A 13,619-nucleotide genomic window follows, 5' to 3' on the forward strand; every position below is an offset into this window, starting at 1 on the left:
CAGGCCGCCTCCCCGGCAGACAGTTGCAATCAATTGACTTGGGCCAGACCCGGCCCCGCTAGAAAATGGAGTGAATTACATGGCTGATATCAACTCGCTCGTCGACCAGCTCTCCGCGCTGACCGTTCTCGAAGCTGCCGAGCTGTCGAAGGCTCTCGAAGAGAAGTGGGGCGTTTCCGCTGCTGCCGCAGTCGCGGTTGCTGCGCCCGCCGGTGGCGCCGGTGGCGATGCCCCCGCTGCTGAAGAGAAGACCGAGTTCGACGTGATCCTCGTCAACGACGGTGGCAAGAAGATCAACGTCATCAAGGAAGTCCGCGCCATCACCGGTCTCGGCCTGACGGAAGCCAAGGCGCTCGTCGAAGGCGCGCCGAAGGCTGTGAAGGAAGGCGTGAACAAGGCGGAATCCGAAGAGCTGAAGAAGAAGCTCGAGGAAGCCGGCGCGACCGTCGAGATCAAGTAAGCTTGATGGGAGGGGAGCGGCCCAGCCGTTCCCGCCCGACAAAAGAAGCGCGTCCGGAGCGATCCGGGCGCGCTTCTTTTTTGCGTTTGAGGGATCGTCGCGTGGATCAGGCGTGATCGATGGGCGCCCGGAGGCCGATCAACGGCGTGTGGCAGCCTCGGCCTTCATCGCCTCGATGGCTTCGCGCAGCGTCGGGTAGCGCGCCCGGTCGCCTTCCTCTCGGGCAGCGGAGCGATCGGCCCGTCCATAGTCGGTCAGGGCCAATGGCCCCTGCCGCCCGCGCATCCCGAGCCGCCAGAAGAGCAGACTGGCCAACAAAACCAGGCCGGCGATGAAGCCGATCTGCTGCCATGGCGCGGAAAGATATTGCGCCAGACCAAGCCCCTCGGCCTTGCCCTGCGTGCGCTGCAAGGTGGGGCCCGCCGGCCCGGCGCCCATCGGCACTGCGGACAGCGCGATCGGCACGGGTGGCCCATCCGCGCTATTCATGGAAAGCGCGGTGGCAGCGCCCTCGTTGGCCGGCGCGACATCCTGCGCCAGAGCCACCGCCTTTGAACCAGAGTCCAGCAACTCCGGGCGCGCCTTGCGCACATCCTCATAGGAGCGCGCCAAGGGATCGCGGCTCTCCGGGCGATAGGCTGGCAGTTCGCTCACCGGCCGGGCGAGGCGGTCGCGCGACTCCGGCCGCGCGGAGGGCTGGGCCAGACGGTCCTGGCTCTCGGGCCGCACCTCATTGGCGATCAGCATCGGCGCCCGCACCTGATTATCCTGCCCGAAGGCAGGCGGGAGCAGCAGGCTGGTCAGCTTCTGGAGATCGATAAGGCTGGAGCTTGCCCGGGCAAACGCAGTTTCCGCTTGCCCTGCCGCCGGACTCACGGCGAGAAGGCAGGCGATCGACGCCATCCCTGGAAAGACAACAGGCAATCTCATTATGACCCCACCGACCCATTTCGGGACAGACTGCGATCAGCATATCGTCGCGCCAATGTAAAGCGTGAGGGACACAAGGCGCCCTGTGCCGCCCGATCCTTGCGCCGACACGTGCGGCCTGCGCCAGCCGATTATCGAAGGGACACATCATCATGGCCGAGACATCTTCTCTGACCACGACGAACAATGACGATCTCAAAGCGCTGGTGCGGACCATCCCGGATTATCCGATTCCCGGCATCCAGTTTCGCGACGTTTCGACCCTGTTGCTGGATGGCGAGGGCTTTCGGGCGACGATCGACCGGATCGCGGCATTGGTCGATCCAGCGCAGGTCGACCTCGTCGCCGGCATCGAGGCGCGCGGGTTCATCGTCGCAGCCGGGCTCTCCTACAAGCTCGGCAAGGGCAAGCTGATGCTGCGCAAGTCCGGCAAGCTGCCCGGCGCGACGGTCGGCATCGATTATGCGCTCGAATATGGCACCGACCGGATCGAAATGCATCAGGGCGCCGTGCGGCCGGGGCAACGGGTGCTGCTGGTGGACGACCTGCTGGCGACCGGCGGGACCGCGCTCGCCGGCGCCGCCTTGCTGCGGGGCGAAGGTGCCATTGTCGATCAGGCGGCGTTCGTGATCGACCTGCCAGAGTTGGGCGGCGCGGAACGCCTCAGGGACGTGGGCATCACGCCCCTCTCCCTCATCACCTTTGAAGGGCATTGAGACGCATGCGCATCCTGATGCTCGCCGCCCTGCCCGAAGAGGCCGATGCCTTCCTGCCGGATGCGGGGGACAGGCTGGACGGCGACTGGCCGCTGGTGCGCCGCGTCGACACCGGGCGCCATCTGGTGCACATCGCGACGACCGGGATCGGCAAGGTCAACATCGCCGCCGCCGCCGCGCGGCTGCACGCGCTCCACGCAGCGGATATGCTGATGATCCTCGGGACGGCCGGCAAGCTGAGCGCCCTCGCCGGCGATTGCTTCTGGCTCGCCCGCGCCGTCCAGCATGATTATGGCGCGCGTCGCCCGGATGCCTTCGTGCACTATCCCGCTGGCGCCTGGCCGATGGGGCCTGCAAATGTCACGCCTTATGCGGCCATGCCCGATCCCGGGAGCGCCCTGCCCCATGCTTGCATCGCCAGCGGTGACGCATTCATCGAGGATGGCGCCTATGCCGCCCATCTCGTGGCTGCGCTGGATGCCGACATCGTCGACATGGAAACCGGCGCGCTCGCCCAATATGCCGCCCTGTGCGGCCTCCCCTGGGGCGGCATCAAGGCGACGACGGACGACGCCAATCCCGACAGCGCGGGGGATTTCCACGCCAACCTCCGCGCCGCTTCCCGCCGGGCGGCGCTTGCCATGGAACGGGCGCTTGACCTGCTTTGACCTCGCCGGACAACACGCTAGATTACGCCGACTGCATCGCCCCAACACAGAGAGACATGATGGCTCATTTTGCTGCTTCCCCCCTCCTCCTCACCGCCACCGGCTTCTGCCTGGCCTTGCAGGGCTGCGGCGCCAAGGCCCCGGCGGGGCCGATGCCCACGCCCGAGCCGTTCGCTGAAGCGATCCTCTATGATGGCCAGGGCAACCGCACCGGTGTCGCGACGCTGGTGCCGGAAGACGGCCATATGCGCGGCAGCGTCGAGGTGACACGCGGGCTGACGCCGGGCGCGCACGGGATGCACATTCACGCCATCGGCAAATGCACCCTGCCCGATTTCGTATCGGCCGGCGGTCATCTCAACCCCGAAAGCAAGCAGCACGGCACCGAGAACCCGCAAGGCCCCCATGCCGGCGACCTGCCGATGGTCACGGCTGACGCACGCGGCGCGGCCAAGGTGACGTTCATGGCGCACACCAACATGGCAACCCTACTGGACGACGATGGCGCGGCGCTGGTGATCCACGCAGACGCCGACGATATGCGCACCGATCCCACCGGTAACAGCGGCGGCCGGGTGATGTGCGGCGTGTTCTACCGCAAGGAATCCTGATCGCAGATCTGGGTTCGTCTCCGACCGGCGCCGCAAAGGCATTGCAGCGGGCCGTAAGCCCCTTGCAATGCCGCGCGATGGCCTTATATCGCTGGTCATTCGGATTGGTCGGGTATCTGCCCGCCAGTCGCCTTCCGCTACCCGGGCAAGCATGACGCGTTGCGCACGACATGCATCACATATGGGGTGACGGCGAGGTTCATATGACGCTCAAGTGCGGATCGGACAGCCCCGGCCCGCACTTTTTTGCGTGCTCGCAGCCCTCGAATCGAGGTGCGCAGACGCAGCAAAAGGCTGAATTTTCGCTGCAATGCGAAAAATATTATCGGGACCACAACACGCAGGAAGGTCAGGTATCTCTGGCATGGCAACCAAGGCTCTCCCCATCAAGCCCGGCGAAAGCGCCACCAAGCGCATCCGCAAGGTGTTCGGCAACATCCACGAGGTCGTGGAAATGCCGAACCTCATCGAGGTTCAGCGCGAAAGCTATGAGCAGTTCCTGCGGTCCAATCCCGCAATCGGCTATGTGTCCGGCCTTGAGAAGACGCTGCGCAGCGTCTTCCCGATCCGCGACTTTGCCGGCACGGCCGAGCTGGACTTCGTCCACTATGAGCTGGAAGATCCCAAGTACGACACCGAGGAATGCCGTCAGCGCGGCATCACCTACGCCGCGCCGATGCGCGTCACGCTCCGCCTGATTGTCTTCGAAGTCGATCAGGACACCGAGACCCGCTCGGTTCTCGATATCAAGGAGCAGGATGTCTACATGGGCGACATGCCGCTCATGACCGGCAACGGCACCTTCATCGTCAATGGTACAGAGCGCGTCATCGTGTCCCAGATGCACCGCTCGCCGGGCGTCCTGTTCGACCATGACCGTGGCAAGACCCACTCCTCCGGCAAGTATCTCTTCGCCGCGCGCGTGATCCCGTATCGCGGCTCCTGGCTCGACTTCGAGTTCGACGCCAAGGACATCGTGAACGTGCGTATCGACCGCAAGCGCAAGCTACCGGTCACTGCCCTGCTCTTCGCGCTTGGCCTGAACAGCGAGGAAATCCTCGGCGAGTTCTACAACAAGGTCACCTATGTGCGCGGCGAGAATGGCTGGCAGATCCCCTATACGGCGGACGCCTGGCGCGGCCTCAAGCCCACCTTCGACATCATCGACGCCAAGACCGGCGAAGTGGTGTTCGCGGCCGGGCAGAAGATCAGCCCGCGTGCGGCGCTGAAGGCTGCCAAGGACGGCTTGGAAGCGCTCGTGATCCCGACCGAGGAAGTCTATGGTCGCTACAGCGCCTATGACCTCATCAACGAGAGCACCGGCGAGATCTACATCGAAGCCGGCGACGAGGTCTCGCCCGAGAACCTCGCCAAGCTGGATGCGGCCGGCATCGACCGCCTCGAACTGCTCGACATCGACCATGTGAATACGGGTCCGTGGATCCGCAACACGCTCAAGGTCGACAAGGCCGAGGACCGCGACCACGCGCTCTCGGACATCTACCGCGTCATGCGCCCCGGCGAGCCGCCGACGCGCGAGACTGCCGAAGCCCTGTTCGAAGGCCTGTTCTTCGACGGCGAGCGCTATGACCTCTCGGCCGTGGGCCGCGTGAAGCTGAACATGCGTCTTGGCCTCGACGCCGAGGACACCATCACGACGCTGCGCCGCGAGGACATCCTCGCCGTGGTCAAGGAACTGGTGAACCTCAAGGACGGCAAGGGCGAGATCGACGACATCGACAATCTCGGCAACCGCCGCGTGCGTTCGGTCGGCGAGCTGCTGGAGAACCAGTATCGCGTCGGCCTGCTCCGCATGGAGCGCGCCGTGAAGGAGCGCATGTCCAGCGTCGACGTCTCGACGGTGATGCCGAACGACCTCATCAACGCCAAGCCCGCCGTGGCCGCGGTGCGCGAGTTCTTCGGCTCCTCGCAGCTCTCGCAGTTCATGGACCAGACCAACCCGCTCTCCGAAATCACGCACAAGCGTCGCGTTTCGGCCTTGGGCCCGGGTGGTCTCACCCGTGAGCGCGCCGGCTTCGAGGTCCGCGACGTTCACCCAACCCATTATGGCCGCATCTGCCCGATTGAGACGCCGGAAGGCCCGAACATCGGTCTGATCAACTCGCTGGCGAGCTTCTCGCGCGTCAACAAGTACGGCTTCATCGAGACGCCCTATCGCAAGGTCATCGATAACAAGGTGACGGACGAGGTCGTGTACCTCTCCGCCATGGAAGAGGCCAAGCACACGATCGCGCAGGCCAACGCCGAAGTGAACCCGGACGGCACCTTCGCCGAAGATCTCATCTCCGCCCGTGAGGCCGGCGAGTTCCTGATGGCGCCCCGCGACCACATCACGCTGATGGACGTCAGCCCCAAGCAGCTCGTTTCCGTTGCCGCATCGCTCATTCCATTCCTGGAAAACGATGACGCCAACCGCGCGCTCATGGGATCGAACATGCAGCGTCAGGCCGTGCCGCTCGTTCAGGCTGAAGCGCCGTTCGTCGGCACCGGCATGGAAGAGACGGTTGCGCGCGACTCCGGCGCCGCCATCGCGGCCAAGCGGTCGGGCATCGTCGATCAGGTGGACGCCACCCGCATCGTGATCCGCGCCACCGAAGAGATCGAGGCCGGCAAGTCCGGCGTCGACATCTACACGCTGATGAAGTTCCAGCGCTCCAACCAGGATACCTGCATCAACCAGCGTCCGCTGGTGAAAGTGGGCGAGCATGTGAAGGCTGGCGACGTGATCGCCGACGGTCCCTCGACCGAGCTGGGCGAACTGGCCCTGGGCCGCAACAGCCTCGTCGCGTTCATGCCCTGGAATGGCTACAACTACGAGGACTCCATCCTGATCTCCGAGCGGATCGTGAAGGACGACGTCTTCACCTCGATCCACATCGAGGAGTTCGAAGTGATGGCCCGCGACACCAAGCTCGGGCCGGAAGACATCACCCGCGACATCCCCAACGTCGGCGAGGAAGCCCTGCGCAACCTCGACGAGGCGGGCATTGTATACATCGGCGCCGAGGTGGAGCCTGGCGATATTCTCGTCGGCAAGATCACGCCCAAGGGTGAAAGCCCGATGACGCCGGAAGAGAAGCTCCTCCGCGCCATCTTCGGCGAGAAGGCCAGCGACGTGCGCGACACCTCGCTTCGCCTGCCGCCGGGCGTGGCTGGTACGATCGTCGAGGTGCGCGTGTTCAACCGGCACGGCATCGACAAGGACGAGCGCGCGATGGCCATCGAGCGCGAGGAAATCGACCGTCTCGCCAAGGACCGCGAGGACGAGCGCGCGATCCTCAATCGCGCCACCTTCAACCGCCTGCGCGAGATGCTGATCGGCCAGACGGCCACGGCAGCACCCAAGGGCGTCAAGAAGGGCATCGACATCACCGGGGAGCTGCTCTCCGAGGTCGAGCGTCACGAATGGTGGAAGTTCGCAGTTGCGGACGATGCCCGCCAGTCGCAGCTCGAAGCGGTCAAGACGCAGTATGACGAGGCCGTGAAGGTCATCGTCGAGAAGTTCGAGGACCGTGTCGAGAAGCTGCAACGCGGCGACGAGTTGCCCCCGGGCGTGCTCAAGATGGTCAAGGTCTTCGTCGCGGTGAAGCGCAAGCTGCAGCCGGGCGACAAGATGGCCGGCCGTCACGGCAACAAGGGCGTCATCTCGCGCATCCTGCCGGTCGAGGACATGCCGTTCCTGGAGGATGGCACCCCGGTCGACATCGTGCTCAATCCGCTGGGCGTGCCGTCGCGCATGAACGTCGGGCAGATCTTCGAGACGCACCTTGGTTGGGCCGCCCGCGGCCTTGGCCAGCAGATCAAGCATGCCCTGCGCGACTGGCGCGAGGCCAACCCGAACGCAACCGGCGGTGAAATGCCGGAAGCGGTGAAGGAGCGTCTGCTGACCGTCTATGGCGAGGATTATGCGGACGAGATCAAGTCCCGCTCGGCTGAGCAGGTCATCGAGCTCGCTTCCAACCTCGTGACCGGCGTTCCGATCGCGACACCGGTGTTCGACGGTGCGCGTGAAGCCGACGTTTCCGCTATGCTGCAGCTGGCAGGGCTCGATACGTCGGGCCAGTCCACGCTCTATGACGGCCGGACCGGTGACGCGTTCGACCGCAAGGTGACGGTGGGCATCATCTACATGCTCAAGCTGCACCACCTTGTGGACGACAAGATCCACGCCCGTTCCATCGGCCCCTACAGCCTCGTCACCCAGCAGCCGCTGGGCGGTAAGGCCCAGTTCGGTGGTCAGCGCTTCGGTGAGATGGAGGTCTGGGCACTGCAGGCTTATGGTGCAGCTTACACGCTGCAGGAAATGCTCACGGTCAAGTCCGACGACGTGGTCGGCCGTACCAAGGTCTATGAGGCGATCGTCAAGGGTGACGACACCTTCGAGGCCGGCATTCCGGAAAGCTTCAACGTGCTCGTGAAGGAAATGCGCTCGCTCGGCCTCAATGTGGAGCTGGCGGCGCTGGAAGACCTCTCCGACAGCGATGGCGACGACGAACTGCCCGAGGCGGCGGAATAATGGGAAAAGGGGCGCTGCTCGCGCGGCGCCCCTCCCCTTCGCCCCTTTACGAACTTCAGCCCTCTGCAGGGAATTGAGACATGAACGAACTGACCACCTTCGCCAATCCGATGGCCAAGCCGGAAACCTTCGACCAGATCCAGATCGGCATTGCGTCGCCCGAGCGCATCCGCAGCTGGTCCTTCGGCGAGATCAAGAAGCCGGAGACGATCAACTATCGCACGTTCAAGCCCGAGCGTGACGGCCTGTTCTGCGCGCGCATCTTCGGCCCGATCAAGGACTATGAGTGCCTGTGCGGCAAGTACAAGCGCATGAAGTACAAGGGCATCGTCTGCGAAAAGTGCGGCGTGGAAGTGACCGTTTCCAAGGTCCGCCGCGAGCGCATGGGCCATATCGAGCTGGCCGCGCCGGTTGCCCACATCTGGTTCCTGAAGTCGCTGCCTTCGCGCATCGGCCTGCTGCTCGACATGCAGCTCAAGCAGCTTGAGCGCGTCCTCTACTTCGAGAGCTACATCGTCATCGAGCCGGGCCTCACCCCGCTGGAGAAGTATCAGCTGCTCAACGAGGACGAGCTGGTCGAAGCCCAGGACGAATATGGTGAGGACGCCTTCTCCGCCGGCATCGGTGCCGAGGCGGTCAAGCAGATGCTCATGGACCTCGATCTCGAGGGCGAGCAGAAGGCGCTGATGGAAGAGCTGGCGACAACCAAGTCGGAGCTGAAGCCCAAGAAGATCATCAAGCGCCTCAAGGTCGTGGAAAGCTTCATCGATTCCGGCAACCGCCCGGAATGGATGATCCTCGACGTGGTGCCGGTCATTCCGCCGGAACTGCGCCCGCTGGTTCCGCTGGATGGCGGCCGCTTCGCGACCTCGGACCTCAACGATCTCTATCGTCGCGTCATCAACCGCAACAACCGCCTGAAGCGCCTGATGGAGCTGCGTGCGCCGGACATCATCGTTCGCAACGAAAAGCGCATGCTGCAGGAAGCCGTTGACGCCCTGTTCGACAACGGCCGTCGTGGCCGCGTGATCACCGGTGCCAACAAGCGTCCGCTCAAGTCGCTCTCCGACATGCTCAAGGGTAAGCAGGGCCGCTTCCGCCAGAACCTGCTCGGCAAGCGCGTCGACTATTCCGGCCGTTCGGTCATCGTGACCGGTCCGGAGCTCAAGCTGCACCAGTGCGGCCTGCCCAAGAAGATGGCGCTCGAGCTGTTCAAGCCGTTCATCTACGCCCGCCTCGACGCCAAGGGTCTCTCCATGACCCTCAAGCAGGCGAAGAAGTGGGTCGAGAAGGAGCGCAAGGAAGTCTGGGACATCCTCGATGAGGTGATCCGCGAGCACCCTGTGCTGCTGAACCGCGCCCCGACGCTCCACCGCCTCGGCATTCAGGCGTTCGAGCCCGTGCTGATCGAGGGCAAGGCCATCCAGCTGCACCCGCTGGTCTGCGCCGCGTTCAACGCCGACTTCGACGGTGACCAGATGGCCGTTCACGTTCCGCTGAGCCTTGAGGCCCAGCTGGAAGCGCGCGTGCTGATGATGTCCACCAACAACATCCTCTCGCCCGCCAACGGCAAGCCGATCATCGTGCCCTCGCAGGACATGGTGCTGGGTATCTATTATCTGTCGATGGAACTGGCCGGCGAGCCGGGCGAAGGCATGATCCTCGCCGACATGCAGGAGGTCCACCAGGCCCTCTTCGCCAAGGCGGTGACGCTGCACAGCAAGATCATCAGCCGCGTGCCGCAGACGGATGAGAATGGCGAGACCTACATGCGCCGCGTGGAAACCACGCCGGGCCGTATGCTGATCGGCGAGTGCCTTCCCAAGAGCCACAAGGTGCCGTTCGACGCCGTCAACCGCCTGCTCACCAAGAAGGACGTGGGCGACGTGATCGACGAGGTCTATCGTCACACTGGCCAGAAGGACACGGTGCTGTTTGCCGACGCCATCATGGCGCTGGGCTTCCGCCACGCGTTCCAGGCCGGCATCTCGTTCGGCAAGGACGACATGATCATTCCGGACAGCAAGGTGGCTCTGGTCGATGAGACCAAGGCGCTGGTTGCCGACTATGAGCAGCAGTATCAGGACGGCCTGATCACCCAGCAGGAAAAGTACAACAAGGTGATCGATGCCTGGTCGGGCTGTGGTGACCGTGTGGCCAACGCCATGATGGACGAGATTCGCTCGATGCCGCAGGACCCGGATACGGGCCGCCTGAAGCCGATCAACTCGATCTACATGATGAGCCACTCGGGTGCCCGTGGTTCCCCGGCGCAGATGAAGCAGCTGGCCGGTATGCGCGGCCTGATGGCCAAGCCGTCGGGCGAGATCATCGAGACGCCGATCATCTCGAACTTCAAGGAAGGCCTGACCGTTCTTGAATATTTCAACTCGACGCACGGCGCCCGTAAGGGTCTGGCCGACACGGCGCTCAAGACGGCAAACTCGGGTTACCTGACCCGCCGTCTGGTCGACGTGAGCCAGGACTGCACCATCGTCGAGGTGGATTGCGGCACGCAGAAGGCGCTGGAGATGAAGGCCATCATCCAGGGCGGCAGCGTGATCGCATCGCTCGGCGAGCGCGTGCTCGGTCGCACCACGGCCGAGGACATTGTGGACAGCAAGGATGGCTCGGTCATCGTCCCCGAGGGCGAGCTGCTGGACGAGGCAATGGTCGCCAAGATCGAGGCCATCGGCGTTCAGGCGGTCAAGATCCGCTCGCCGCTGATCTGCGAATCCAAGATGGGCGTGTGCGCCAAGTGCTACGGACGTGACCTCGCCCGCGGTACGCCGGTGAACATCGGTGAGGCTGTCGGCGTGATCGCCGCCCAGTCGATCGGTGAGCCGGGCACGCAGCTGACGATGCGGACCTTCCACATCGGCGGTGCCGCCCAGCTCAACGAGCAGTCCAACCTCGAGGCCGTCTCCGACGGTTCGATCGAGCTGCGCGACATGCCGACCATCACGGACAAGCACGGCCGTAACCTGTCGCTGGCCCGCAATGGCGAACTGGCGATCATCGACGATGAAGGCCGCGAGCGTGCGGTCCATCGCCTGCCTTATGGTGCCGCCATCCTGTTCAAGCATGGCGCCAAGGTGAAGCAGGGCGACCGCATCGCCGAGTGGGATCCGTTCACGCAGCCGGTGATCACCGAGAAGCCGGGTATCGTGAAGTATCAGGACCTGATCGACGGCAAGACGCTGACCGAACAGGCGGACGAGGCCACCGGCATCACGCAGCGCGTGGTGACCGAATATCGTGCCCCGTCCCGTTCCAAGGACGATCTGCGTCCGCGCCTGACCCTGCTGGACGATGCCTCCGGCGAGGCAGCGCGTTACCTTCTGGCGCCGGGCGCGACGCTCTCGGTCGAGGATGGTGCGCAGGTGCAGGCTGGTGACGTGCTGGCCCGTGTCTCCCGCGAGGCTGCCAAGACCCGCGACATCACGGGCGGTCTGCCGCGCGTGGCGGAGCTGTTCGAGGCGCGCAAGCCCAAGGACAATGCGATCATCGCACGGGTCTCGGGCCGCGTTCAGTTCCTCAAGGACTATAAGGCCAAGCGCAAGATCGCGATCCTCCCCGAGGATGGCGGCGAGCCGGTCGAGTATCTGATCCCCAAGAGCAAGGTGATCGACGTTCAGGAAGGCGACTACGTGAAGCGTGGCGACAACCTGATCGGCGGTTCGCCCGATCCCCACGACATTCTCGAAGTGCTCGGCATCGAGCCGCTTTCGGAATATATGGTCGCGGAGATCCAGGAGGTCTATCGACTGCAGGGCGTGAAGATCAACGACAAGCACATCGAGGTGATCGTTCGCCAGATGCTGCAGAAGGTTGAGATCACCGACGGCGGCGACACCACGCTGCTGGCAGGCGAGCAGGTCGATCGCGAGGAAATGGACGAAGTGAACGCCCGCCTCGCGCCTGGCCAGCAGCCGGCCTTCGGCAAGCCCGTGCTCCTCGGCATCACCAAGGCGTCGCTGCAGACCCGCAGCTTCATCTCGGCTGCCTCCTTCCAGGAAACGACCCGCGTCCTCACCGAGGCGGCCGTTCAGGGCAAGAAGGACACGCTGATCGGCCTCAAGGAGAATGTGATCGTCGGGCGTCTGATCCCGGCCGGCACCGGCTCCTCGATGAACCGGATGCGGATCGCCGCGAACAGCCGCGATGCTGCGCTCCGCGCCGCCATGCGGGCCGCCAACGAGGTTCACCTCGTCGCGCCGCAGACCGCCGCCGAAGAGCATGAGGCCGAGCTGCGCCAGCCCGTGGAAGCCGCCATCGGCGACGATCCGCTCGGCAAGGTGCAGGGTGAGGACTTCACCACCGAGGACATGAACTAAGCATCAGGTCCTTTCAGGAAGAAAATAGAGAGGCCCGCCGGAGCGATCCGGCGGGCCTTTTGCTTGGATGTCCGACGCGATATCCTGTGGCATCGACTCCCTTGGCCGCAGGACACATGATGCTGAAACTGAGGCTCTGCTGCCTTGCCCTAACCTTGGGCGCCCTCGCCCTCTCTGCCAGTGGCGCGCTGGGACAGACCAATCCCTATCAGGAGGATGCCCGTGCACTTCCGGGCATCATCGCGGAAACCTATGCCTATCCCGAGCGCCTTGCAGGCGGCGAATATCGCCTGCCCTCCCGGCTCCAGGCGGAAGCCGAGGCGGTCCGCGATGAGGATGGCCTCATCCGCCTTGCAGAACGCGCCCTCATGGTTCTCGCCGACCATCATGCAATCACGGGGGCCTCCTTCTCCAACAGCTGGGCGGTTTTCCCAAGCTATGGCGACCTGTGGATCGAGCGGCGCGGCGCTGGCTATCGTATTGAGCAGGTCCGGGCCGGCAGCCCGGCGGAACAGGCCGGTGTGCAAGCCGGCGACGAGCTGATCGCCATTGCCGGAACGCCTGTACAGGCAGCGGTCGACGCGTTCTGGACCGACCTCGGCGTCGCGCCGGGCGAAGGCGATGCCGGCTATGCCGCGCGCGTGCTCGCGGCGGGCCGTCGCGACCGGCCGCGACAGCTGACCGTGAAGGCCGGCGGCAGGTCACCGCGCACGGTGGAATTACCCAATCTGTACGCCCTCAAGCATCGGGACATGCCGCCGCTCTCGGTTACCGAGGACGCCCGCGGCGCGGCGATCATCCGCTTTCACGATTCCCTCGGGCGCGATGACACGATCCCAGCCTTCGATGCGGCCATGGCGGCGCTGACGCCGGGCAAGCCGATCATCCTCGACCTGACAGACACTGCCAGCGGCGGCAATACGACGGTCGCGCGGGCGGTCATGGGCTGGTTCGTCACCCAGCCCACCGCCTATCAAATTCACAACCTGCCCGTCGAAGAGCGCGAGACCGGCATTGCGCGGCAGTGGATCGAGCAGGTGCTACCACGGGCTGGGAAGCATCATGCCGGCCCGGTCCTCGTGCGGGTCTCGCGCTGGACGGGGAGCATGGGCGAAGGCCTGGCGATAGGCCTGCATGCCATAGGCGCGCGCGTGCAAGGCAGCAGGATGGCGGGGCTCCTAGGCGCGATCTACGATCATGCGTTGCCCAAATCCGGCGTGATCATCAAATTGCCGACCGAGCGCCTTTACGCTGTCGATGGGACGCCCAGGGAAGCTTTCCAGCCCGAGCCGGTCCCGATGGATACAGCGCGCTGACGGTCAGCATTATGCGGGCGCGGCCAGGCCTCCGTCGGCGCTCC

8 protein-coding genes are annotated in these 13,619 nt (G+C 64.6%); 7 read left to right on the forward strand and 1 reads right to left on the reverse strand.

What is annotated here, in order from left to right; all coding sequences use genetic code 11:
* Positions 1-79: 79 nt before the first annotated feature.
* Entirely contained in the window at positions 80-460 is a 381-nt protein-coding gene (gene rplL, locus M2335_RS10265; protein ID WP_181559472.1) for a 50S ribosomal protein L7/L12, read from the forward strand.
* A 138-nt stretch (positions 461-598) separates the two neighbouring features.
* Here the strand turns inward: rplL and M2335_RS10270 are convergent, their stop codons facing one another.
* On the reverse strand, positions 599-1,390 hold the full coding sequence (locus tag M2335_RS10270; RefSeq protein ID WP_264594620.1) for a hypothetical protein: 792 nt from the start codon (positions 1,388-1,390) through the stop codon (positions 599-601).
* A 152-nt stretch (positions 1,391-1,542) separates the two neighbouring features.
* On the opposite strand from M2335_RS10270, the gene M2335_RS10275 reads away from it, so the two are divergent.
* From M2335_RS10275 to M2335_RS10300, 6 genes are all read left to right on the forward strand, one after another.
* The gene (locus M2335_RS10275; protein ID WP_264594621.1) at positions 1,543-2,106 is read left to right on the forward strand and encodes an adenine phosphoribosyltransferase; all 564 of its coding nucleotides are present in this window, start codon (positions 1,543-1,545) and stop codon (positions 2,104-2,106) included.
* Positions 2,107-2,111: 5 nt separating this feature from the next.
* Positions 2,112-2,774 (forward strand): purine phosphorylase, encoded by a 663-nt coding sequence (locus M2335_RS10280; RefSeq protein WP_264594622.1) that lies wholly within the window; start codon positions 2,112-2,114, stop codon positions 2,772-2,774.
* 59 nt (positions 2,775-2,833) lie between these two features.
* The gene (locus tag M2335_RS10285; protein ID WP_264570129.1) at positions 2,834-3,385 is read left to right on the forward strand and encodes a superoxide dismutase family protein; all 552 of its coding nucleotides are present in this window, start codon (positions 2,834-2,836) and stop codon (positions 3,383-3,385) included.
* A gap of 364 nt (positions 3,386-3,749) precedes the next feature.
* Complete coding sequence (rpoB, locus tag M2335_RS10290; protein WP_264594623.1) at positions 3,750-7,922, forward strand: DNA-directed RNA polymerase subunit beta; 4,173 nt, start codon at positions 3,750-3,752, stop codon at positions 7,920-7,922.
* Positions 7,923-8,002: 80 nt separating this feature from the next.
* Entirely contained in the window at positions 8,003-12,259 is a 4,257-nt protein-coding gene (gene rpoC / locus M2335_RS10295) for a DNA-directed RNA polymerase subunit beta' (protein ID WP_181559466.1), read from the forward strand.
* Between the two features lie 119 nt (positions 12,260-12,378).
* Positions 12,379-13,575 (forward strand): S41 family peptidase, encoded by a 1,197-nt coding sequence (locus tag M2335_RS10300; RefSeq protein WP_264594624.1) that lies wholly within the window; start codon positions 12,379-12,381, stop codon positions 13,573-13,575.
* The last annotated feature ends 44 nt before the right edge of the window (positions 13,576-13,619 follow it).

Origin of the sequence: Sphingobium sp. B12D2B (assembly GCF_025961775.1) — a bacterium.
Taxonomy (GTDB): domain Bacteria; phylum Pseudomonadota; class Alphaproteobacteria; order Sphingomonadales; family Sphingomonadaceae; genus Sphingobium.